A 24,528-nucleotide genomic window follows, 5' to 3' on the forward strand; every position below is an offset into this window, starting at 1 on the left:
TAATCAAAAGGGCAGCCAGCCTATATGAACCTCCTTCGTTCCATCAGCTTGTTCAGGTTCTCCGGTTCAACTCATATTTTTTCAATGAATAACAGGAATAAAGGTTGATCTTTTGCGAAATTGCGGCGACAATCGAATATATAACATTCCAGGGGAGGATCGACGAAGTTGGACAGCACAAGCAACAACAGCAATACTTCCACGCATGACATTATCGATCTGTGCCTGCTGGCCGGTAAAATCATGCTGCAAAGCGGCGCGGAAACCTACCGCGTGGAGGACACCATGAGCCGCATGGCGGCATCGCTCGGCTTCCCGGGCGCGCACAGCTACGTCACACCGACAGTCATTATGTTCACTACCAGCCGGACGGAGCCGGTGAAGCTGTTCCGGATTGCCGAGCGGACGACCGATCTGCAAAAGGTCTCCGAGGTCAACGACATTTCGCGGCGGCTGAGCGAACGCCAGCTCACCGCAAATGAAGCCCGGGAGCGCCTGGACGTTGTGGATGATGCCGCCCATGCCTATCCGGCCTGGCTGCAGATTGCAGCCGCTGCGCTGACGGGCGCTTGCTTCACGGTGATGTTCAAAGGCAGTTTGTGGGACGCCCTTCCGGCAATCCTGGTGTCCGGACTGGGGTTCGCCGCAGCAACTTACCTGCACCGGCTCGTACAAATCCGCTTCTTCGCTGAATTCACCGCCTCGTTCCTGATCGGGCTGCTCGCCTTCTTCTCCGTCAAGCTCGGCCTCGGCCGGGAAATGGACAAGATTATTATCGGCTCGGTGATGCCGCTCGTGCCGGGACTGCTCATTACCAATGCGGTCCGCGATCTGATGGCCGGCCATCTGGTCTCCGGCCTCTCCAAGGGAGCCGATGCATTCCTGACGGCGTTTGCAATCGGGACAGGCATCGGGCTTGTGCTGTCGCTTTTTTGATCCCCCATGTGAAAGAGGTTAAACGTTCATGATTTTGCAATTGATAACCAGCTTTATTGCCGCTTCCACCTTCTGCATTCTATTCAATGCACCGGCGCGCGCCTTGCTGCAGTGCGGGCTTGCAGGGATGGTGGGCTGGATGCTGTATCTGCAGCTCGATGAAAAATGGGACACCGTGGTTGCCACCTTCGCGGCCACCGTGGTAGTCGGGGTAATCAGCCAGATCTTTGCCCGCTCCTTCAAAATGCCGGTTATTATCTTCAGCGTCGGCGGCATTATTCCGCTGGTTCCGGGGGGCCTGGCTTATGATGCCATGCGCAAGTTCGTCGAGAACGACAACAATCTGGCTATCCAGTTTGCCGTCCAGGCCTTGCTGCTCTCCGGTGCTATCGCCACAGGGCTTGTGCTCAGCGAAGTGCTGGGTCAGATGTTCCGGCGGAAGAATAGCCGAAGCACATAATCTAACTCCGGCCTAAAGCGCTCCGCCAAAACATACAAAAGCTGCCCCGCTGGTCATGAAGATGACTTAAATGGGGCAGCTTTTTGCTTTTAAGGAGTTGCACGGCAATCTTTTGACAGCCCGCTATATCCAGCCGCCGGCCGAATTTATGGCAGATTTCTCTGAACAGCGCGCTTTGCTCCTATCCGTATCTGATGAACAGCCTGCGGCCCGGCTCATTGTCCGCGCACACCGTTGCCGCGGGCACATGGAAATCAAGCCCGGCTGCTTGCCGGTGCTTCCACCATAATTCAATCCTCCCAGATCGCCGTTTCCAGTTGATCGACAAATTTGCGCAGCTTGCCGGCGATTTTCAGATTAATCGCCCCGTCCTGATACATTTGCTGCACGGTATTGCGCTGTTCCTGGATGGCCTGCAGCTTCAGCTCAAGCTTCTGGTCATCGACGACTCCATCCTTAATCCAGCCGTCCCCCTCGATAAGCCGGGATTCCATCTGCTCATACTTGTCGATGACCTTCTGGGAAGCCAGCCGGTTCTCTTCGCTCATTTCTGCGCTGACGGCCGAGACAGCCGCCTGGCACATGGAAATCTTCGCAATCCGGGCGCTCTCGGCATTCTGCGCTGCCAGCCGCCCTTCATCGCCGTTCAGACGGCCGGAGAATAATCCCGAGAAGAGACGCTGAATCTCCGTAAGCGAAAATTTGAGCTGCGTGTCGAGCCGCTTGCACATCAAGGCTTCCTTGTGATCCAGCAGCTCTTCCATCTTTGAGGCTATGGGAGCAGCGATGGAGCCATTCTCCAGCATTCGCCGCAGCTCTGAACGCTCGGCGGCAATAGCGCTTCGCTTGGCCTGGACCCCAAGCTGCCGGAGCCGTTCCGCTTCGGGATCGCCGCTTATTTCCGGAGCGCACAGCTTGTCAATTTTGTCTGTAAATTCCAGCAATGCAGGCTGGTTCGTGGGCTGGGGATTCTCCGAGACCAGGCTCCGCAGCATGCTCATGCCCGCGTCAATCACCACCGATCTTGCCGTCAGCTCCGACTTGACTGAATAGCTCTCCACCACAACCGTTTCTTTCTCGTCAGCGAGCAGCGGCAGGAAGATGCTGGCAATCACCAGCGACATCAGAATAACACCTGCCGCAAGGGCGATAATCAAATCCCGCTGCGGGAAGGGCGAACCGTCTCCCAGCACCAGCGGAATCGAGAAGGCCCCGGCCAGCGTTACCGCTCCCCGCACACCGGAAATCGAAGTAATCAGCTGCGACTTCAGCGGCGCTCTCCGGGTCCTCAGCCTCCGGCTCTCAAAGATGGAGTACGCATACACCCACACAAACCGCAGCACAATAAGCAGCGCCGTAACCGCCAGCACATAACCGGCTACCATAAAGTTGTTCAAGGTGGTGTCGCGGTAGATCACCTCCACGACATCCGGAACCGAAACCCCCAGGATGAGAAAGACCAGCCCGTTCAGGATTAGCAGCAGCACGGACCAGGTGCTTGCCGAAACCAGCTGCAGCTTGTATTGCGGAGATACCGCCCGGTCCTTCTCGATGGCATACATTACGCCTCCGGCCACCACGGCCAGGATGCCCGACACGCCAAGCTCTTCACTGACCAGATAAATAATAAAAGGCGTCAGAATCTGCAGCAGCACATGAATGGTGACATCCTCCATGCCGAATCTGCGGATGAACACGCTTAGCCGGATCAGCAGAAATGACAGCAGCGCTCCGACCAGCAGCCCTCCTGCCGCGATCAGCACAAAGCTGAGCGCCGCCTTGGGCAGAGAGAACATTCCGGTTACCGCCGCCGCTATGGCAAACTTGAAGGCAACCAGACCCGAAGCATCATTCATCAGCGATTCGCCCTCAAGAATACGGTGGATGCTCTTCGGCAGATGGACCTTTCCGGCCAGCGAGCTGACCGCAACAGCATCTGTCGGCGACAGAATCGCCGCCAGCGCAAATGAAGCGGCGAGCGGTATCGACGGAATCATCCAGTGAATGGCGTACCCGGCCACAAATACCGTTGCAAAGACCAGCCCCAGCGCCAGCAGCAGGATGGGAGCTCTGAGATTCCACAGCTCGTCGCGCGGTGTCCGCCTTCCGTCATTGAACAGCAGCGGAGCAATGAACAGCACAAAAAACAGCTCCGGCTCAAAAGACATATGTATTCCCGTCGGGACTACGGCTGCAATAACACCCAGTCCAATCTGAATCAGGGGAATCGGCACAAACGGGATGAACCGGTTCACGATATTGGACACCGCGATCAGTCCCAGCATTAAAAGCACAGCAAGAAATGTCTCCACGCCCATCAGCCCCCAGGTATGATTAATTACATTTTGCAGCCACAATCTCCCTCTACTCTTCCTCCTCGTATTGAAAAATATCCTCAATTCTCAGCTTGAAGTATCTCGCCAGCTTAAACGCCAGAATGATCGACGGATTATACCTCCCGTTCTCCAAGGAGCAGATTGTCTGCCGCGACACCTCCAAGGCTTCCGCAAGCTCCTCCTGCTTGATGCCATGCTGCTTCCGGATTGCTTCAAGCTTATTTTTCATCATGAAACCTCCAATATGTAAAGCTCGCTTTACACAAACAATATCATTCCCTCAGCAAAATGTAAAGCTGGCTTTACAAAACGCTACAGCCCTCCATAAAGCACTGCTCACAGACAAGCAGGAGCCGGACCGGATCAGGCCGGTTCGGCTCCTGCTTTATATTTTAACAGCTGTCTGTCGTCAATCAGCACTCCCGCATTGCGGTGAACCGCCCGGGAATTTATTAGTGTATCAGGCCAGCTGCAGGATATTCTGCACGATCTCCCGGTCCACATCCAGGTCAAACTTGCGGCCCCAGAAGCATCCCGCTCCCCTCTCCCGGATTCGTTCGTAATCCTCCGCCCGCAGCGTTCTCGGAAATTCCGGTCCGGTGTCCCAATCGGTATAGCGTTTGATTTCATTGACAACCCTATGCTTGTAGCTGCTGTTCAAGATAATGGAATGAAAGAAGATTTCGTCTCCGCAAAAGGAATTCTTGAATAAACGGACGTACCCCGGATTCCTATGGATATATTCCAAAATATACTCCATGCACTCTCCGGTAATGGACATCCAGTTCGAGCCCTTGTACAAATCATCCGGCAGGTGCTTCAGGCTGCGCTTCAGCATCGGCACCGACATGACCAGATTCATGTAGCGGTTGCGGATCTCCGAAACCGCTTTGGCCCGCGAGACCAGAAACTTCGGATAGTATACAGACACTCTGTACATGCAGCCCCACATCTCCGCGTCATTCGGGAGCTGCAGATGCTTGACGAACTCTTTTCCCTGATGCTCCTTAAAGAAGCCGACGATCGTATCGTTCGGAACCAGCGGCAGATCCTGCCCGCTTATAATATGAATATAATTGAAGTGCCCCTGCTCTTTGATCAGCTCAAAGCATTTCAGGATGCATTCGATCTGTCCGTAATGGCCCCACTGCACATCCACAGGCCGCTTCACGAAATGAATGTCTTCTCGATGGATAATCTGCGCCTCAATCCCGCTCTTCTGATCCACATGGAGAAAAAACTCCACATGCTCATCCGTTAACGTTTCCAGCAGCAGGTTGATCTGCTCCGGATTTTTATGACAAAGGACTACATATGCCATTTTGAAATTTGTCAAGACATTCACCCTTTCACTCAGTTATTCCCACATATTATAGGGGAATGAGCAAAGATGAACAAGCCCGCAGCGGAACTTAAGCCTTCACCAGCAGCTTGATGCCGATATTCCATGGATCGGTGACCGTCACAATGCCATTTGTTTCGTCCACTCTGTATCCGGCGGAACGCACCCTCCCAGCCACTGCATCGCGTTCCCGGAGGCTTGGCAGCAGCAGGGTGAAATAATCAATGCCCGCCGCATCCGCCGGCGCTGCCGGAGCCCCTTGACCCGCCCAAATATTCAGCCCCATATGGTGGTGATATCCTCCAGCCGAGATGAACAGCGCTGCATCACCGTATTGTGCCATCGGCTCAAAGCCCAGCGTATCGACATAGAACCTGCGGGCCTCGCCAAGATCGCCAACATGAAAATGAACATGCCCGATCACAGTACCCGCAGGCAATCCGGTCCACGCCAGACCTTCGGAAGCTGCCAGCAGTCCCTCCGCATCCACCGGATCTGTAGTCATGACAACATTGCCGTTAGCCTCATGCTTCCAGGTATCCCGCGGCCGGTCACGGTACAGCTCAATTCCGTTATTGTCCGGGTCCTGAATATACAGCGCCTCACTGACCAGATGATCCCCCTGTCCGATGTGAATTCCCGAATCCATGAGATTGCGCAGCACCAGTCCAAGGCTGGGACGGTCCGGCACCAGAATGGCAAAATGATATAATCCCGCGGCCGAATTGCGGCGGAGCACCCGTGCATTCCCGATCTCGCGCAGCGTCAAAAGCACCCGCTTGCCGTCGGCCGTCATGTCCGCCTCACGCCCGTTCTGGCGCAGCAGCTTCAGTCCCACTACATTCTGATAAAAGGCGAGCGAGCGCTCCAAATTGCTTACCCGAAGCTGCACAAGTCCAATTTCCAAGGTTTGCGGCAAGGTTGCGGCTGTTGTCATAATTAACCCCTCCTGAGTATAGATGGTTCTCGGATAATTCCTTTTGTCCCGGTTAGTCTCAACAGTGCCGGTACTGCCAGTGCACCCTGTAACCAATTCCGTTACAAATTAACTTACTTTATTATAGTAGCATTCCATAAGTTTGTCAATTACTTCTCCAAAACAAGCAGAAACGGCTGCGCCGTCCTTATAAAGACGGTATCCGTTTCAGCGAGAAAGATAAGGCTAATTGAGAGCGTGGAACATATAAACCTGAATTTCGAAAGTGAAATGAACAAATCCAGATCGGACAAGGGATAACCCCTCTTTTTCCTTCACCCATTTGGTGCAAGCTGTTTGTAGCAAGACATCCCTTCGTGTAGAGCTTTTTAGATGATTTGTGGATACTTACTTTCGAAATTCAGGATAAATTCTTATCTTTCAAGCAGAAACGGCTGCGCCGTCCTTAACCGGGCAGCGCAGCTGTTTGCATTCCAGGTGTAAGGCTGGCTGCTGAAGCCAGGCGGAGAGCCAAGTGGAAAAGGTCACTTCATACTCCCACAGCCGCTTTTCCGCAAGGTCTTAGTGGAAAAAGGAACCCTAATTGATCCGTTTCTCTCCCCTGCAGAGGAATACGCCTAAATTAAGATGAACCTGAACCATTCATCCAAAGGGCAGCCATTTTAGTGGTAAAAAGGATCACTAATCCACCGCCTTCGGAGACTGGATCATCCCTAGTGGGAAAAAGTACAACTAATCCGGCTGAAATCAGCCGTATGGGGGGAGCGGGCCTCCATTAAGTATACAAAATCCCACTAAAGCCCGTTTAATCCAGAATTCCAGCCCATTAGTGTTACTTTTTACACTTCGCTTCGTCCCCTATGAATCTCTTCCTTGCGTTCCATCCGCTTGTTCAGGTTCTCCGGTTCATTTCATATACATTAAGTTTCTGTATTGTGTTTTTTAAAGATTACAGCACCGCCTTCCGCTTAAACAGCGGAGCGGACGGACCCGCGGAACAGCGGCAGCGGCCGCCTGGGTCTCCGGATTTTCACCGCCAAGAGACTGCGACGAAATAAAGTACCGCTACATTGTTGACAAAACTCCCAAAACCGTGGAGCTTTTGTCAACAAAAGCGGGTACTCATTTCCCCGCAGCTCCTAAGAGGAATGAAATAAATCTGGAGAGCACAGCGAAACCCGGACAACGCCCCGTTCGCGGAGCGTCCACTCCAAAAGCCTGCGTATTCCTACGCAAGTGGTAACGGTTACGCCGTCCTTATAAGAGACGGGGCGTTTCAGCGAGAAATAGAAGGATCATTTAGTGTGCCAAGCATATAAATTCTATATTTAGAAAAAGCCGGCCAAATCATGGCCAGGCCTTCATGAAACTTCATCGAACATGACTGAAACCGGATCTCGGGAGATGTACAGCTTGAAGTTATCGGCCCTTGCCTCTGTAATCCGCAGTCCTAAGCTCTCTAATATACGGCTCCAACTGGGGCATTTGCGAATCTGCGGCCTGCTGCACAGCCTGCTCGATATCATAAGGCACTCTTGCAAACTGAATATTCAGCGGCGCCGGAGCTTCGCCCCCGTATTCCCCCTCCATAATGACATACGAGGCCTGCGTCAAATCCAGCGGATTGCCGACACTTCCCGCATTGAATAACGTCTTCCCGGCCGGATGCTGAAGGTATGCCCCATGAATATCCCCGTAGCCCGCTACATCCGCAGTCAGCTGTTCGGCACACTGCTCGGATGGTTCAAACATCGACAGGCGCAGCTCCGGATCGTCCCAAGGCTGGATTCGCTCATTCACACTCCGCGGCGAGGCATGAAAAAGGCGGATATATTTGCCGCTCATCCGGAATTCAATAGAGAACGGCAGACCGCTCAAATAGGCAAGCCGCTCCGGTCCCAGCAGAGCACGATGCCACTTCACCACCTCAAGCTCAAGCGCGCTTTCGCCTGCAATGAATTCATCCCAGTTGCCTCTGACCACTTTCTCACAATGCTCTTGAATCAGGTCAACCGCCCGGCCGGAGTCAGGCCCTTTGCCCACCAGATCTCCGAGACAATAAATCCGGCTGATCCCACGCTGCCGAATATCTGCCAAAACAGCCTCCAGCGCCGTTGCATTCCCATGAATATCCGAAATAATTGCGATTCTCTCCACGTATGTCCCCCCGTTGCTGTACCGGATAAGCTGAACTTCAACCCTTATGCCAGTTTTTTTCAAGCACAGCCCATATTCACCTTAGTCTCTCTTCCATCAATTAACCATTTCTGTTACATCCGTTTATCAATAATATATAAGCTATTTCAACCCTATCCTTCCAGAGCATGCATGGTGTTCAGTCTACTGTATATGGAATATTGTGTAAAGACTTCCGGCCTGTGCAGCCAATAAAACAAGAGCGGATGCGGGCGGCTCTCTGCATCGGTTTTTGTATTCTTTTGTATAAAAAAGTGACCCCGCCAACGTCCGGCAGGGCCAAGGTCTATTTATAAGGGGGTCATAGGATGACTATAAACCCTGAAGCTTAAAAGCGTATGAAAATGAAATAAAGCTTTGCTGAAATTGTCGGAATCTTGCCTCGGAAAATGGAAAAGATCCCGCCGAGGCACGACAGGATCTAAGCAAAAATCTATCCACTGGGGGGTGGAGATCTTTACTATACTCCCTGAACCTTAAAATCACATAAATCCAGGCTGAAAGTTAACTTAAATTTCACTGTTTTTTCCAAAGCTCCGCTTGTATAGCTCATTTCCCGCAAACAGCCCTCTCTCTGCGCATTACATCTGTTAAGTGGAATTTGTACCCCTAAACTGCCGGAATCCGCGTTTGCAGAAGTGTTTAGCGGGATTTTCTACACCTAATCCGGGCATAATCCGGTACAAGTATGCCTTTTGGATCAAATTAGGTCCACTTTTTCCCACTAGCGTGGTTACGGGAGGGATTTGTCTTGTTTCAGGTGTACTTCTTCCGCTTCAGCTCCCGGAGTTCCAGGCATGTCCGGCACAAGCAATGCAAACCAAGATAAAGGGGCATCCCACAGCCATAGCCATGGGATGACTATGGGGACCCCCTTGCAAAGACAATGCGCATTCTACTTCAGGATACGGGAATCTGATTCACGATCTGGTCCAGTGTGACTCCCTCCAGCACATTCTCCATCGCCTGCTGGGCGAGGGAAAAGACAGGGACGATGGCTCCGGCGATGTTGCGGCCGACCGGGCATCTGGGATTTGGATGCTCGTGAACGGAGAACAAGGAGTCCGCCTCCACCGCATTCACAGCCTTATAAATTTGCAGCAGGGTAATTTCCGCCCCGCTTCGCGTAAGCCTAGCTCCCGCTACACCGGGGCGTACTTCTACCAGTCCGGCCTTATGCAGCATGCCTGTAAGCCGCCGGATCACCACCGGATTGGTGTTGACACTGCCTGCGATCCATTCCGAGGTGCTTTTGCCTTCCTTGTTGCTGTCGATCAGCGTCAAAATATGAATAGCCACCGCAAAGCGGGTGCTGATGTTCATGGAAATCTCTCCTTAGTGCGTTAGCCCATAGATGCAACAATAATAGTTACATTCTAGCGAGTTGTCAATATGTGCAGGAGTCAGGCTGCCTGGCTTGGGTATTTCCTGGAGAGCCCGGTTTGCCCAAGACTGCCCTTTACAACCTTAACCATCCGAGCCACCGCCTCAGCTTGAGGAGAGGCGGGCGGGCGCCGCCACAAAAGCGCGCTTGCGCCCGGCAGCAAAGCCTTCTCACGCCATCCGCCCAGCTCTGCTGCAGCTCAAAACCGTATTCCCCTACGGACTGCAGCCCCATTTCCCAGCAGTCTACTGTCTGCGGATAATCCCCTGCACTTCATAAGGATAATCAATCTGCTTCTTCACAGCAAGCATGGCTTCTTCCCCGGCCAGGAGCGACATCAGGTACAGCCCTAAATCAATGGAAGTGGAGACTCCTCCCCCTGTAATGACCTGCCCGTCCTGCACAATCCGCGTTTTCACTGTTTGCGCGCAGTAAGGCTCCAGCAATTCGTAAGCGGAGGGATGGGTTGTGGCCCAGCAGTCCTGTAGAAATCCGGCTGCACCCAGCAGCAATGAGCCGGTGCACACCGATACTTTATAGGGAACATCCTTGGCGCTCTGCAGCCAGGAAATGAACGGCCCGTCATCACGCAGCTTCCTGGTCCCCATTCCTCCCGGCACAAAGACCAGATCATATTGCGCCAAATCCGGCTGAATCTGACCGGTCTTGACGATCAGTCCCTGCTCGTCCGCCACCTCTCCGCTGAAGCCGCAGATATCCATTTCCAGCCCTTGTCCTGCTTCAAATGCCCCCAAACGGCGAATCACATCATAAAAGCCGGCAAAATCCAGAAAAGTGATTCCGTCAAAAAGCACAAAAGCCATACGCATCTTTGTTCTCACCTCCCGGGTATCCGTAACCCATTCGCTGCCATATGCCTCCAGCATTACGTGAAAGCCTGAATCACCGTGCAACCCACCGCAGGAACTCCCCCGCAGAACCGCACTGATACGCTCTTCCCGCGAGGCTCCGAACACCTTCACATGCTTCATATGAAAGGGCGGTCCGCCAATACGCCTTGTAGAGTCAGGCGATTGTCAGGATAACCGGCTTCCCCTTGGTAACTATAATCGTATGCTCATATTGGGCCACCCGGCTGCTGTCCTCCACACTGAGTGTCCAGCCATCGGACTGCTGCTCCACGAAATCCGCTCCTGTCGACAGAAACGGCTCGACCGTAATGACCTGCCCTTCATTAAGCACAGTCCTCTCACGCGGATTATAGAACGGAAGGATCTCGTACGGCTTCTCATGCAGCGATCTCCCAATGCCGTGGCTGCACAGATTGCGTACAATTTTGTAGCCGCGCTTGCGGGCCTCCAGCTCCATCACTCTGCCGATTTCGTTCACCTTCATGCCTGCCCTCAGATGATTGATCACACTCATCATCGTCTCTTCGGCGCTGCGGCACAGATGGACAAGCTTCTCATTGTGCGGCGGCAGCTGAAAAGAAACCCCTGCATCCCCGTAATAGCCGTTCAACACGGCGGAAACGTCAATGTTAATCAAATCTCCGGCTTGTATGACCCTGGGGCCGGGAATTCCGTGGGCCACCTCTTCATTGATACTGATGCAGGTGCTCCCCGGAAAATTATAAGTGACCTTCGGAGCAGATTTCGCACCGAACCGTTCGAGAATCGCCGTTCCCATACCGTCCAGCTCAGCGGTTGTCATGCCCGGCACCACATTTTTTCTCATTTCCGCAATGGTATAGCCTACTAATTGCCCGACTGCCTTCAGACCTTGCAAATCCTGTGCTGTATCGCTCGTCATTTGTCCACGTTCCCCTCGGTTCAAGTCAACGCCCTGGTATCCTATACATCTACATCTATTCTGCCGTACATTTGTATTTCATTACTGTACCTGCGGGGTCATCCCGCCATTGCGGACCGCAGCAATAATATTAGGCATTCCCGCTGTTCCGTTCCTTCAGTGCCGGGCCGTTCACTGTTTAATGAACTTGGAAGCATTCCCGTCCCAGCGGTAAAGATCTTCCACCTGCTTGCCCAGAGCATTGTCATAGCGGCCGGCCTTGAAGCCTCCGTCCACTTGCCCGAGCTTGACGGAGTGCCTGTCCTCACTGCTGATGAACAGCTCCGTCGCCCCTTGTATATTCAACTCCCGAATGGAGTAATTATCCATGTTCAAGGTAAACAGCTTGAAGAATGATCCGTTGCTTGAGCCATACTGTCCAATGGTGAAATCCGGATTGCCGTCCCCGTTGTAATCGCCGAACCGGATTTGAAACAGCTCCCCAAAGCTCAGCTCCTCCGTAAAATACCGGCTCAGCGCAAAGCTGCTTATCGCCTCCCCCTGCTCATCCGACACCGCCAGCCGGAATGTGCCGCTCCAGCTCCTTCCTCCAAGCGCCGAAGGCGTTGTCCAATCTTCGCTGTACTGCCCCTGCAGCAGCTGCAGATTCAGATATCTATGCATCCCCGTTACCGGGAGCAGATCATTCCGCGATACCGTTACCGGTCCATTGACTGTGACCGAAGCCTGCGCAGCCTCTAACCCGCCGGCGTCAGCGCCGGAGCTTTCTTCATCATATACCAGCTTTCTCAGCTTATCAGCGTTTTTAACGGAGACCGAATATCCTTTGCCGCTGTTATCCTCCGGAACCAGCAGTCCCCGGTTTCCCCTGTCCTCTCCAAGATTCAGAATATAGCCCTCCGTATAGCCATCCCCGTAGGTCAGCTTCATTCTGAACTCTACACCATAATCCAGCTTACCCTGTATCCGCTTGCTGCCGTTCATAGCATCTGCCATCACTTTGATAAATGCGGGATCGGTAAACGTCCGGCTCTCGAACGGGCCGGCAGCCTGTTTGCCGTCAAGAGGCTCATAGTCCAGGGTAATCTCCGAAATCCATTTCGCGTTGATGAAGCCAAAAGCATTCTGGCAGCCGCTTAGCAGAACAGCCAGCAGAATTGACACAATCAGCAGCAGCCTCCTAATGGGGCCCACCTCCAAATCCATATGTATTCTACAATTATAGCAGCCTTGTGAAGCAAATAACATTGCCCTGCTGATTAGTAAAAAGACCAGCCCGCTATAAATCACGGACTTGGTCTTTAGGGACAGGCAAGCTATGTAAAGGAGTGCAGCCTGTATAATGGATTAGCCGATGGCTCCTGCTGTTCTCAGCCAGGCCTCGGCAATAAGTGCATGTCCGGCCGGGGAAGGATGCACGCCATCCGGCGCCCAGAAGGCAGGGGCCGTCTTGACGGAGGCTGCAGCGAACAGACCGTCGAGCGGGACCAGCGCAGCGCCGTACTCGCGGGCCAGCCCGCGCACTACATGAATTTTGGGGTCCAGATCCCGGCGCCAGCCCTTGCGGTCTTCGGGGACCGGGAGCACAAAGGGCTCGATCAGGATCAGCTTCGCACCGGCGGCTTCCTGCGTGCGTTCAATCAGATCACGGTATGAAGCCTCGAACTGTGCAGCCGTAGTTTCCTCACCGGAATCAAAACGCCGCCAGGTGTCGTTAATGCCGATGTAGATCGAAACCACAGTCGGCTTCAGCTCCAGGCAGTCCTTGTTCCAGCGCTGCTGCAGATCAGCCGCACGGTTGCCGCTGATTCCACGGTTGATAAAGGTCAGCTTCTTCTCGGGATATTGCAGCCCAAGCCGGGCGGCTGTCATCAGCGCGTAGCCCACGCCGAGCGAAGACGGATCTTCATAGTTTCGGCCGCAATCGGTAATGCTGTCGCCCTGGAACAAAATGATATCGTTTTCTTGAAATTCCATACTGGATATCCTCCTATGAAACATCAGTTATAGTATAAACAAACTTATTATAGCAAATAGATTTTTGCGGAGCACCTATTATACAGCATCAGTGCCTGCCGCCTGTGAATTCATTCAATTTCAACTGGTCAGCACCGCATCCCTCCCACACAAGTGGAAACGGCTGCGCCGTCCTTGACCGGGCAGCGCAGCTGTTTGCATTTCAGGTGTAAGGCTGGCTGCTGAAGCCAGGCGGGGAGCCAAGCGGATAAGGTCACTTCATATTCCCCCAGCAGCTTTTCCGCAAGGGTTAGCGGGAAAAAGGGTCCCTATCGATCCGTTTCTCTCCCTTGCAGAGGAATACGCCTACATTATGATGAACTTGAACCATTCATCCAAAGGGCAGCCGTTTTAGTGGTAAAAAGGGTAACTAATCCACCGCATTCGGATACTGGATCGTCCCTAGTGGGAAAAAGTACAACTAATCCGGCTGAAATCAGCCGTATGGGGGGAGCGGGCCTCCATGAAGTGTACAAAATCCCACTAAAGCCCGTTCAAGCCAGAATTTCAGCCCATTAGTGTTACTTTTTACACTTCGCTTCAGCCCCCTACGAATCTCTCCCTTGCGTTCCATCCGCTTGTTCAGGTTCTCCGGTTCATTTCATATAAGCCGGTACCATTCCTATACATTAAGTTTCTTTATTGTGTTTTTTAAAGATGACAGAACCGCCCCCCGCTTAAACAGCGGAGCGGTCGGACGGACCCGCAGAACAGCGGCAGCGGCCGCCCGGGTCTCCGGATTTTCACCGCTAAGAGACTGCGACGAAATAAAGTGCCGCTACATTGCTGACAAAACTCCCAAAACCGTGGAGATTTTGTCAACAAAGCGGGTACTCATTTCCTCGCAGCACCTAAGGGGAATGAAATTAATCTGGAGAGCACAGCGACCTAGACAACGCTCCGTTCGCGGAGCGTCCACTCCAAAAGCCTGCGTATATCCTGCGCAAGCAGAAACGGCTGCGCCGTCCTTGTAAAGGACGGCGTGTTTCAGCGGGAAACAGAAGGATCATTTAGGGTGCTGAGCATATAAGTTCTTATATTTTCCAAAAAACCTTCAAGCAGTCCCGCTCCTTATACGGCATAAGGAACCGGGTATCGGCTTGAAGGCTGTAGAATTTATAAATACGGATTAGTACGCCAAGCTGAACAGGCCTTTGATGTGGGACAGATAACGGATATTGCTCGCTTCCTTCATGAGGGTTGCGGGCAAGCCCTTCAGCGGGGTATTGCTCGCGCCGATAATGGCCACCCCGTCCTTGCGTCCCAGGCTGGCAAGCGTACCCGAGTTGATCGGACTGAAGGCCTCGGAGGCGGTGTGATTCAAATAAGCATACAGATTGTAGCCGATCAGCTCGCCCATCTGCCAGGCTATTTGCGCTGTCGGCGGATATGGACGTCCATCCGCGGCGAACACAACCGCACTGTCTCCCGCCACGAAAACCTCCGGGTGCGAGGTGGATTGCAGGAAGTCATTGACGGTGGCGCGGCCGCGGTTTTCTTCCAGACCGGATTCTCCGACCAGCGGATTCCCCTGGACCCGCCGGTCCACACGAAGGTATTGGCTGCAATCTGCCGGCCATCCTTCAGCTCGATCACATTGCCGGCAACATTTGTAACAGGAAGGCCTGTAAGAAAAGTTACACCGCGGGCAGTCAGGCTGGTCACCGCACGCTCGATCAGGTGATCCGGCAGCACCGGCAGGATTTAGGGGCCGGCTTCCACGAGCACCAGCTCGATCTCATGAGGATTCACGCCATAGCGTCTGGTCAGCTTCGGCAGCACATCGGCAATTTCGCCCACCAGCTCCACGCCGGTCAGACCGCCCCCGCCAATCAGAATTGCAGCATCGGCAGGATGATGTGTTTTGGAGTATTCACGGATACGGCCTTCAATGTGTGCATGGATTTTCTTGGCGTCAGCAGCGGATTTAAGCACCATACTGTGCTCTTCCAGACCCGGAATGCCGAAATAAGCGGTAGTAGAACCTAGCGCAACAACAAGCGCATCATACGAAAGCGAGGTGCCGTCCGACAGCTGCACCTGCTTGCTCTCTACGGAGAATGAGCTCACCCTGGCAACTTTTAAATTAATGTCTTTCCCGGCAAACAGCTTGGACAGAGGCATGGCTACAGCTTGTTCCGCAACACTGCCTGCGGCCAGACGGTGCAGCTCGGTAATAATCTGGTGTGTCGGAAACTGATTGACGACTGTGATTTCGGCTTCGGATTTACTCATATATTTGCGCACGTTAATGGCACTGAGAAGGCCGCCGTAGCCTGCGCCCAGAATAACGATATGCTTTGACATGATATTTCCTCCGTCCTATTTCTGTAAATTTCGTTCGCCGCTGATTTGCAGGTATGCGTTCATGAGCGGAGCATTTTCTGTACCTGCGGGTCCTTGATCATGCGCATCATGCCGAACAGGCTGATGGTTTCACTGCTTTCATTCGCAAGGTCCCTGGCTTCGATCACTGTAGCGGCCACCGTTTTGACGGAATCCACCACAGGTTCGGCAAGTTCTTTGATCGCTCCCACGGTGTCATTCTTCAGCACCTCGTCAGAGGCAACGGACTGCACGAAATCAAGGGATTTCGTTAATGCGCCAACAAGCTGTGTAATTTGGGGGAGCTGCTCCACCAGCGTCGTTAATGATTCCCGGACCTCGGGCTTTAAAAGCTGGTCCAGAAGCCTCTCTTAAATGTCACAATCCTTTTGCCTGAATATCCTTATTTTGTGATTAAAATCACTTCTTTTTTCAGCAATCCTTTGCATCCCTCGTTTTCAAAAGAAAATTTTGCTTTGCAGTGTATTTGGTTATTGACGGAGGACAACTGCCGTGATATATTCAGCAAGTAACTAATAGTAAGTTTATTTATTAAAAATAGCTATTAATAATTAGCCACTACATATTCAATGGAGGAATGAACATGAGTACTATTGCAGAATTGGTTCAGGCACGGAGATCGGCAAATAACTTTGTAGAGGGCATCAAGATTTCACAGAGTGAGCTGGAGGAGATGTTCTCGCTGGCCCGCCTTGCCCCCTCGGCATTTAATTTGCAGCATGCCCGCTACAAGGTCATCGCTGATGAAGGCCTGAAGGAAAAAATCCGCGAAGCCGCCTATGGCCAATACAAAATCCATACTGCTTCAGCGGTCATCGCCGTACTCGGAGACAAGGAAGCCTATCTCCAGGCACCTGAAATCTATAGCGGTCTGAAAATGCTGGGAGCGATGAGCGAGGATGATTTTGACCAAATGATTGAATCCATCAACAGCTCCTACATCGGAAATGACGCTTTCCAGCGCGATGATGCGATCCGCAACGCCTCTCTGTCAGCCATGCAGTTCATGCTCATTGCCAAGGACAAGGGCTGGGATACCTGCCCGATGATCGGTTTTGATCCTGAAGCGGTCAAGACCGTGCTGAATCTGCCGGACAATATGGTGCCGGTCATGCTGATTACCATCGGCAAAGACAACAAGCACAAGATCAGACCCCGCGGCTACCGCAAGCCGGTGAATGAATTTGTCGAGTTTTTGTGAGTAATGCATGCAGCGCAAAAAGCCTTCCGGCCATAATGCCGAAAAGGCTCTTTGCGCTATACAGAACAATTGGATGCAAGCGCTACACTCTGCGGAAACGCCAAAGGATGCTTTGAAAATCACCGTGCAGCGCAGGCAGCGGCAATCCCGCATACATCAGATGATCTCCCCCGTATACGCCGCCGCCTTCAAGCCATTCATAATCCGCTTGCGGATCAAGACCTTTAAGCCGCAAATGGTGCAATGCATCATTAGGCTCAGCCAGAGTGCGCACATATACGGCCACCGCCTCGGATTTATCCTCGGCGGCAATCAGCCACGCGGTTTCGTTCCCCTCAAAGGGGCTCAGGAGCCGGTACTGCTCCCCGAACTGCACAAGCGGGCGCAGCTCTTTGTACAGCGCGACCTGAGCTTGCACCGCTGCCTTCTCTTCCTCCGTGAACTTCGTCAAATCCAGCTCGTAGCCGAAATTGCCCGACATGGCCACATGTCCGCGCAGCTCAAGCGAAGTATTGCGCTGAACCTGATGGTTCGGCACCGCCGACACATGGCTGCCCATGGCGCTTAGCGGATAAACGATGCTTGTGCCATACTGGATTTTGAGCCGGCTGACCGCATCGGTGTTGTCGCTCGTCCAGGTCTGCGGCATGTAATACAGCATGCCGGGATCAAAGCGGCCGCCGCCGCCAGAACAGCTCTCGAACAGCACCTCCGGGAATTCCGAGGTGATCCGCTCAAGCACACTGTAGAGACCAAGCATGTAACGGTGCGCCGTTTCCCGTTGTCTCTCCGGCGGCAGCTGTGCAGACCCGATCTCGGTCATGTTGCGGTTCATATCCCATTTGACATAGGTGATCGGCGCTGACCGCAGCACTGCAGCAATCCGGTCGCCGATCGCCTGGCAGACATCCTCGCGTGAGAAGTCCAGCACCAGCTGCGTGCGGGCCAGCGTTCTGCGGCGGCCTTGCACATGCAGACACCAGTCCGGATGCTGGCGGTACAGCTCGCTGTCCGGCGAAATCATCTCCGGCTCGAACCACAGGCCGAACTGCATATCCAGCTTATTCACCCGCCGGGCCAGATTCTCCAGTCCCTCGGGCAGCTTGTCCGGATCTACCACCCAGTCTCCAAGAGAGCTGCGGTCATCGTCGCGGTGGCCGAACCAGCCGTCATCCAGGACGAACAGCTCCATGCCCAGCTCGCTGCCCGCGCGGGCGATAGCTTCAATCTTGTCGGCAGTGAAATCAAAATACGTAGCTTCCCAATTGTTCACAAGCACGGGTCGCGTGCGGTCACGGAAGGTTCCGCGGGCCAGACGCGTCCGGTACAGCTTGTGATAGGCTCTGGACATTGCGCCAAGGCCCTCCGCCGAGAAGACCAGCACCGCTTCCGGGGTCTGGAAAGACTCGCCCGGCTCAAGCAGCCAGGTGAAATCAAAAGGATTCATCCCGATGGACAAGCGGGTCGTTCGATACGGCTCAACCTCAGCCTGAGCGGTAAAGCTGCCGCTGTAGACCAGGCTGACGCCGTACACCTCGCCATGATCCTCATCCGCTCCCCGGGAGAGCAGGGCAATGAACGGATTATGGGCATGGCTGCTTGCGCCCCGGCGGCTCTCCACTCCCTGCATGCCGGACGCAAGCGGTCTGCGCTCCACATAGCGCTCCCGCGCCCACGAGCCTGACAGGTGCAGCAGGTCATAGCCGGAATCGCGCAGGTCCACACTCATGCTGAGTCCGCGCAGCAGCTTCAGCGGACCCGTACCTTCGTTCACAAAGCGCACAGAGCGCGCAATCGCATTCAATCCGTCAAAGACCGTGTAGCTGAGGATAATCCGAAGACCCGCAACCGCATCAAGCAGCTCCAGCTCCAGTGTCTCCGCTTCATCCCCATGCTCGGCATAGGTAGCCGGAAGGCCTGCAAGCACAGGCTTGCCTTTATGGATACGATGGGTGCTGTACACCGCCTCAGAGGCTGTCGTTCCGTCAGCCGCCTGGATCTGATAGGCCGGATGCCGGAAATCCCCCGCACCATAGGAGGGATATTCCAGTGAAATCGTATCGTAGGATATCGACATATCCTCAGGATAGGGGCTGGGCGAGAAAGAACAGCGCTCCGTCCGCTGCAGAATAGACGGCAAGGCGGTTGGACGGATAGCTCTGCCCCAATAGACATGAGCCGGAACGCCGGTGGGCAGCAGCTGGAGAACATAACTGGTTGCTCGGCTCCGGATATGAAATATGCGTTCCTCTGGATGAAATTGAATTCCCATGTGATCCTCCTAAAATGTTGTAAGTGAGCCTTCTTTGCAATTTTTCGGACAAAATTGAATTCTGAAGCGTCTGCTTAGTTTTTTGTTAGCATTGCGTCATTGAACAGCTTCGCATAACGCTTGGTTTGACAGCCTATGCTTAAATTTTGTTAGCGCATGCTTAGTATACAATGAAATCGTTTCAATTTCACCAGGGCAAGAGTGCTATTTGGCATATTGCAGAATCGCTATCGCCGCACGCTCCCGCCGTTCGGCGTCGCCGCTGTACAGAGCGGCTTTTAGCACAGCGAGCGCTTCAGCCAGTGTCTGTTCATCCACTTGTGCAGCCCTATGCCCGGTACTGCGGCCTTCCGCAGCAGAGCCGGTTAGCCACAACTCCAGCCTTGCTCCGGGCAGCGCACCTGTATATTGCGAGATAACAGCCCCCGCAGACATCCAGCTGGCAAGCAGGGGATTAAGCTCCGAAAGAGGTACGCTCCTCAGCCAGGTTACCCCCCTCCTATGGCAGCGTCCGTCCTCTGGCGAGTCGAAGGCCTCAACATAGAAATAATCGCCCAGATCCCCCAGATAGGCCCATTCCTCATCGGCTATCAGCACGTAGTCACCGTCATGCATGCCATGGATAAAGATATCCAGATTGTCCAGCACAGCTTCAAGCTCCGGCCCCCCGGCAGCACGGGCAAGTGCCAGCCGCTCCCGGATGTCCTCCCTGCCCGCATTTTCCAGATCGCCTACACCTGTATATCCGATACATATGTAATTGTCCTCTACAAACTCCTTAATCCGTTCCACGCCGAGCGGCTGTGTCCGGATCTGAAACAGCTTCATGTCCTGTCATCCCTCCATTTGGACTGCCTTGAGCATAAATGTAAATAAAGTATACACTAAAAAACTAAGGATACAGGCGAATAATAGCGCTTACAAAAGAATGGATTTGAAAACCTCCCCCAATTTAAAGCATTCGCCTTTTTACCGGGCTGCAGAAAGGCGGTATAATTCAGGTATCAACTCAAGGAACCCTACACTGCTGAAAGGAAATCGGCGGGCAGGTAAAAACTCCCCGTAAGGAATCTTTGGCGGATGTACTCCCTGAGCTTGAGACTATATCTTTGATCCTGTTGCTGAAGCTTTCAGTCCATCCCGGAGCGAAAGGGTATGAGCTTCTTAAAGCTCAAACATTGAACCACGAAGCCAATCGTTAACCAGCGGATGAATTAGAGAAGACTCACAAGCAGGATAGGCAAATTCACTGCCGCCTCGGACGATTTCTACCCGGCTGAGTACAAGGATAGGATAAGGAGTCTGAGAAGAACATGGGTATAGTATTTACAGCATAAGCCTTTATTGTTGATGAAAATCAATAATAGAGGCTTATGTGCGTTTGTTCCCGTGGCTCCTTCAGCCCAGCGGACGAGTCCCGGCTTGATCTTCACCCGAAAAAAGGGTAAGCGGAAACGGCTGCGCCGTCCTTCTAAGGGACGGGGTGTTTCATCAAGAAATAGAAGGATCATTTAGAACCTGTCCCAAAATAAGTTGCCGGAATGAACGGATCGTACGCTTTTCCAAACGATCCATACGCAGGCGAAATGAAGCAAGGCTTCATAGTCCCGTGCCGGCAGCTCCCTCCCCAACGCTTACTTCCACACTCATTCGGGCCTTGTGCTTTTGGGAGAAGACCATGAACGCGTGAAGTCCTTGGAGGTGCAGCGCGGAAGAACTCTCCGGCGCAAGGGGATCGGCATGCTGTGAAAGTTGTGCTTGGAACTAGGGAGACCTCCCCGCACGAGAATTTTTTTCCGCAGAGAGCGGACCTATAAGCCGAAAGGTGAAGTGGCGAGCTTATTCGCAAGATTACTGGCCCGGATGCACCGAAATAACGGCAGAATTGCCGTTGTTGAGGCAGAGCTGGCCCGCGTGCACCGAAATAACGGCAGAATTGCCGTTGTTGAGGCAGAGCTGGCCCGCGTGCACCGAAATAACGGCAGAATTGCCGTTGTTGAGGCAGAGCTGGCCCGGATGCACCGAAATAACGGCAGAATTGCCGTTGTTGAGGCCAAGCTGGCCCGGGTGCCTCGGAATAACGGCAGAATTGCCGTTGTTGAGGCAGAGCTGGCCCGGATGCACCGAAATAACGGCAGAATTGCCGTTGTTGAGGCAGAGCTGGCCCGGGTGCCTCGAAATAACGGCAGAATTGCCGTTGTTGAGGCAGAGCTGGCCCGCGTGCCTCGGAATAACGGCAGAATTGCCGTTGTTGAGGCCAAGCTGGCCCGCGTGCACCGAAATAACGGCAGAATTGCCGTTGTTGAGGCAGAGCTGGCCCGCGTGCACCGAAATAACGGCAGAATTGCCGTTGTTGAGGCCAAGCTGGCCCGCGTGCCTCGGAATAACGGCAGAATTGCCGTTGTTGAGGCCAAGCTGGCCCGCGTGCCTCGAAATAACGGCAGAATTGCCGTTGTTGAGGCAGAGCTGGCCCGCGTGCCTCGGAATAACGGCAGAATTGCCGTTGTTGAGGCAGAGCTGGCCCGCGTGCACCGAAATAACGGCAGAATTGCCGTTGTTGAGGACGAGCTGGCCCGGGTGCCTTGAAATAACGGCAGAATTGCCGTTGTTGAGGACGAGCTGGCCCGGGTGCCTCGAAATAACGGCAGAATTGCCGTTGTTGAGGACGAGCTGGCCCGGGTGCCTTGAAATAACGGCAGAATTGCCGTTGTTGAGGACGAGCTGGCCCGCGTGCCTCGAAATAACGGCAGAATTGCCGTTGTTGAGGCCAAGCTGGCCCGGGTGCCTCGAAATAACGGCAGAATTGCCGTTGTTGAGGCCAAGCTGGCCCGCGTGCCTCGGAATAACGGCAGAATTGCCGTTGTTGAGGCCAAGCTGGCCAACTCTCATCACCTCTTACTTTTTTTCTTACCCATATTTCTTACTTATTTATTCCGGGATAGGCTCTTAGTGTGCCAAGCATATAAATTCTGCCCTCTAATCACGCGGCCGCAGCGATATTTCATTCCTCAGTGGTGCCGCGCAGCGGCTGGGGGTCTTATATAAAAAAAAGACTCCGCTGAATTTTTTATCAGAAGCGTCTTGCCACGAATTAATGCTGAAGCACGAATTCATCCAGCTTGCTGCCGTCTATATCGTAAGCCTGATACATCAGCGTGTTCCCGCTCACTGTAATGCCCGCGAACATCTGCTTGCCATTCTGAAAATGAACCTTGTGGTAGAACTGGTCCTCCTTCTTCTCATTGAACTTTGCGCCGGAGGCGTTAGTCACCACATAGACGGTCCCCCTAGGGTCACTGACTGAATTCTCCCCTTCGGGCACGATTGAACCGCCATACAGCGGATAAGATCTGGAGTATTCATGATTATGGCCCTGAAGCACAAGATCAACCTGATATTTGTCAAAAATCTCCGTCCATTCCTCCACCTTCTTGTAGGTGTTGCCGCCAAAGGCCGGCCGGTGCATCGCCACGATTGTCCACGGCTTGTCCGTGCCTGCGAGATCCTTCTCCAGCCAGTCCGCCTGCTTCTTCAGATTGCTCTCCGTATTCAGCACGGTCACATGAACCGGACCATAGTCAAAAGAATAAGAGGTTCCGGCTATAGACCCTTTGGCGCCGTTGTCCGGCAGATTGAAATGCGAGGTAAAGCTGGCTGCCTCCCCCTCCACCTCATCATGATTCCCCGTCACCGGCATCAGCGGCACAGCCGCAACCCAGCTCTGCACATTCGCAAAAAAGCTGTCCCAAGCTGCAGAATCCTCCGGTTCCTCCGTAAAATCACCGTTATGCACGATAAACTGCGCAGCCGGGAAGGTCTGAAACGCCTTGTCCACGGTCTTGCCCCACAGCTTGAAATCAGCCGCAGTGACTCCCTGTGAATCGGTGACATTAATAAAAGTTACGCTGCCGCCGTCATCTGCCGCCGTGCTGAACTCGGCCACTGTGCTCCATTCCCCTTCGCTGCCGCTCCCCACCCTGTAGGCATACAAGGTTCCCGGTAGAAGGCCGCTAATCTCCGCTTTGTGTACGCCTCGCTTGCCGAGGTCCGTTTGGATCACGGTACTGGCCGCCTGCACCTTGATCGGAGTCCCCGCCGAAAAAGCTGCCGCATCGCCCTGGACGACCTCAAGCCATCCGTCAACGCCGGGTGCCTCGGTGTACCATGTGAACGCGCGGCTGGTTGCCGCATCCCCCTTAAGGGTCGTGACCAGGTCATAAGGCGAACCGGAAGCCACGGCGACCGCAGCCTTATCCGACTTGAGCCATTCCACGCCCAGCGCCAGCAGGATTAATACGATAACTATAATTCCTGCGATGACCAGTGTCTTGAAATCCTTCATGCTGCTCCTTTCCCAGGCTGATGCAGATTCTCTAATGCAGGACCGCCTGTGTTCCGTCTGCGTTTTATTAAGATAATCTCTTATGAACTCAGAAGTCAAATCACACCTGCAACAATCTGACATTAGGCGTTATTTGTTAACGCAATGTAAAAAACTTTCAGTTAACGTTCAGGTGATTTTAAGAAAATAATAAGGTCCTTCGCTTAACATTGGTTCTGGCACGTGACAGAAATAGAAATTAAAGACAGCAATCAAAGAGAAATGAGGTGTGAGATGAACAAGAAGCTGCAATTCCGCCATGAACTGAAATTTTTCATTAACCATCATCAATACCTTATCCTGCGCCAGCGCCTGAAAGGCCTGATTGATACCGACCAGAATGCTGACGACAGCGGGGAATATCATATCCGGAGCCTGTATTTTGACGATATCAGCAATACGGCATTGTCGGATAAGCTCGGCGGCCTGCGGGAACGCGCCAAATACCGGATACGGATCTATAACGTCCAGGACAATGTGATCCACTTCGAGAAAAAAATCAAAATGGATGATTATATCGCCAAAATTAAAGAACCGCTGACAAGGGAAATGTACGACCAAATTATGGCCGGCAACCACGAGGTGCTGAATATCCCCGGCAGCCCGCTGTTCATGGAGCTTTACAACCAGATGCGCCACAATCTGCTGCGTCCGAAGGTTATAGTCGATTATGTCCGTGAGCCTTATGTCTGCCATAACGGCAATGTGCGGATTACGTTTGACAAGGAGCTGCGCACCGGGCTGCATTCCACGGATATTTTCAGCAGGGAGCTGCAGCCGGTGCGGGCGCTGGACGAGAATTTCATTATTTTCGAGGTCAAATTCGACGAATACATTCCGGAGTACATCAAGATTGCGCTCCAGCTGAACGGGCTGAACAGGCAGTCCGCTTCAAAATACGTGATTTGCCGGAAATTTCTAAAAACGAACATTTGGGAGGATTATTGA

At 53.2% G+C, this 24,528-nt stretch carries 19 protein-coding genes and 2 pseudogenes; 6 read left to right on the forward strand and 15 right to left on the reverse strand.

From position 1 onward, the window contains the following. Positions 1–168 precede the first annotated feature (168 nt). The 3 genes from HYD27_RS16950 to HYD27_RS16960 all read left to right on the forward strand — a co-directional run bounded on the left by HYD27_RS16950 (position 169) and on the right by HYD27_RS16960 (position 1,685). A complete protein-coding gene (locus tag HYD27_RS16950; RefSeq protein WP_219217092.1) occupies positions 169–936 on the forward strand; it encodes a threonine/serine exporter family protein in 768 nt (255 codons plus the stop codon). A gap of 28 nt (positions 937–964) precedes the next feature. Beyond that, complete coding sequence (locus HYD27_RS16955; RefSeq protein ID WP_219217094.1) at positions 965–1,396, forward strand: threonine/serine exporter family protein; 432 nt, start codon at positions 965–967, stop codon at positions 1,394–1,396. A 70-nt stretch (positions 1,397–1,466) separates the two neighbouring features. Further along, positions 1,467–1,685: a hypothetical protein gene (locus HYD27_RS16960; protein WP_219217097.1), complete on the forward strand. Its 219-nt coding sequence runs from the start codon at positions 1,467–1,469 to the stop codon at positions 1,683–1,685. Position 1,686: 1 nt separating this feature from the next. Here HYD27_RS16960 and HYD27_RS16965 read toward each other — a convergent pair whose 3' ends face one another. The 12 genes and pseudogenes from HYD27_RS16965 to HYD27_RS17020 all read right to left on the reverse strand — a co-directional run bounded on the left by HYD27_RS16965 (position 1,687) and on the right by HYD27_RS17020 (position 16,067). Next, entirely contained in the window at positions 1,687–3,708 is a 2,022-nt protein-coding gene (locus tag HYD27_RS16965) for a Na+/H+ antiporter (RefSeq protein WP_219217099.1), read from the reverse strand. Positions 3,709–3,760: 52 nt separating this feature from the next. Then, entirely contained in the window at positions 3,761–3,961 is a 201-nt protein-coding gene (locus HYD27_RS16970; protein ID WP_219217100.1) for a helix-turn-helix transcriptional regulator, read from the reverse strand. A gap of 231 nt (positions 3,962–4,192) precedes the next feature. After that, the gene (locus HYD27_RS16975) at positions 4,193–5,068 is read right to left on the reverse strand and encodes a beta-1,6-N-acetylglucosaminyltransferase (protein WP_219217102.1); all 876 of its coding nucleotides are present in this window, start codon (positions 5,066–5,068) and stop codon (positions 4,193–4,195) included. A 76-nt stretch (positions 5,069–5,144) separates the two neighbouring features. Beyond that, positions 5,145–6,011, reverse strand: a complete 867-nt coding sequence (locus tag HYD27_RS16980; protein ID WP_219217104.1) for a VOC family protein — start codon at positions 6,009–6,011, stop codon at positions 5,145–5,147. A gap of 1,419 nt (positions 6,012–7,430) precedes the next feature. Further along, complete coding sequence (locus HYD27_RS16985; RefSeq protein ID WP_219217105.1) at positions 7,431–8,168, reverse strand: metallophosphoesterase family protein; 738 nt, start codon at positions 8,166–8,168, stop codon at positions 7,431–7,433. 939 nt (positions 8,169–9,107) lie between these two features. Beyond that, a complete protein-coding gene (locus HYD27_RS16990; RefSeq protein WP_219217107.1) occupies positions 9,108–9,530 on the reverse strand; it encodes an Rrf2 family transcriptional regulator in 423 nt (140 codons plus the stop codon). Between the two features lie 306 nt (positions 9,531–9,836). Next, on the reverse strand, positions 9,837–10,583 hold the full coding sequence (locus HYD27_RS16995) for a DJ-1/PfpI family protein (RefSeq protein ID WP_309242081.1): 747 nt from the start codon (positions 10,581–10,583) through the stop codon (positions 9,837–9,839). A gap of 34 nt (positions 10,584–10,617) precedes the next feature. Next, positions 10,618–11,364, reverse strand: coding sequence for a type I methionyl aminopeptidase (gene map, locus HYD27_RS17000; protein WP_219217109.1), 747 nt, complete (start codon positions 11,362–11,364; stop codon positions 10,618–10,620). A gap of 171 nt (positions 11,365–11,535) precedes the next feature. Continuing rightward, positions 11,536–12,528 (reverse strand): YhfM domain-containing protein, encoded by a 993-nt coding sequence (locus HYD27_RS17005; RefSeq protein ID WP_219217110.1) that lies wholly within the window; start codon positions 12,526–12,528, stop codon positions 11,536–11,538. 183 nt (positions 12,529–12,711) lie between these two features. Continuing rightward, complete coding sequence (locus tag HYD27_RS17010; protein WP_219217113.1) at positions 12,712–13,341, reverse strand: SGNH/GDSL hydrolase family protein; 630 nt, start codon at positions 13,339–13,341, stop codon at positions 12,712–12,714. A gap of 1,168 nt (positions 13,342–14,509) precedes the next feature. Then, positions 14,510–15,687, reverse strand: a pseudogene (locus tag HYD27_RS17015) (NAD(P)/FAD-dependent oxidoreductase). A gap of 15 nt (positions 15,688–15,702) precedes the next feature. Continuing rightward, positions 15,703–16,067: pseudogene (locus HYD27_RS17020) on the reverse strand (helical membrane plugin domain-containing protein). Between the two features lie 242 nt (positions 16,068–16,309). On the opposite strand from HYD27_RS17020, the gene HYD27_RS17025 reads away from it, so the two are divergent. After that, on the forward strand, positions 16,310–16,927 hold the full coding sequence (locus HYD27_RS17025) for a nitroreductase family protein (RefSeq protein ID WP_219217115.1): 618 nt from the start codon (positions 16,310–16,312) through the stop codon (positions 16,925–16,927). 82 nt (positions 16,928–17,009) lie between these two features. Here the strand turns inward: HYD27_RS17025 and HYD27_RS17030 are convergent, their stop codons facing one another. Both HYD27_RS17030 and HYD27_RS17035 read right to left on the reverse strand, forming a co-directional pair. Then, complete coding sequence (locus HYD27_RS17030; protein ID WP_219217116.1) at positions 17,010–19,199, reverse strand: alpha-galactosidase; 2,190 nt, start codon at positions 19,197–19,199, stop codon at positions 17,010–17,012. 204 nt (positions 19,200–19,403) lie between these two features. Further along, entirely contained in the window at positions 19,404–20,027 is a 624-nt protein-coding gene (locus tag HYD27_RS17035; RefSeq protein ID WP_219217117.1) for a hypothetical protein, read from the reverse strand. 1,002 nt (positions 20,028–21,029) lie between these two features. On the opposite strand from HYD27_RS17035, the gene HYD27_RS17040 reads away from it, so the two are divergent. After that, positions 21,030–21,785 (forward strand): tetratricopeptide repeat protein, encoded by a 756-nt coding sequence (locus tag HYD27_RS17040; protein WP_219217119.1) that lies wholly within the window; start codon positions 21,030–21,032, stop codon positions 21,783–21,785. A gap of 505 nt (positions 21,786–22,290) precedes the next feature. Here the strand turns inward: HYD27_RS17040 and HYD27_RS17045 are convergent. Continuing rightward, positions 22,291–23,541 (reverse strand): purple acid phosphatase family protein, encoded by a 1,251-nt coding sequence (locus tag HYD27_RS17045; protein WP_219217121.1) that lies wholly within the window; start codon positions 23,539–23,541, stop codon positions 22,291–22,293. Between the two features lie 273 nt (positions 23,542–23,814). On the opposite strand from HYD27_RS17045, the gene HYD27_RS17050 reads away from it, so the two are divergent. Next, a complete protein-coding gene (locus HYD27_RS17050; RefSeq protein WP_219217123.1) occupies positions 23,815–24,528 on the forward strand; it encodes a polyphosphate polymerase domain-containing protein in 714 nt (237 codons plus the stop codon).

The sequence above is a fragment of the Paenibacillus sp. S150 genome (assembly GCF_019352175.1).
Classification (GTDB): Bacteria; Bacillota; Bacilli; order Paenibacillales; family Paenibacillaceae; genus Paenibacillus_AQ.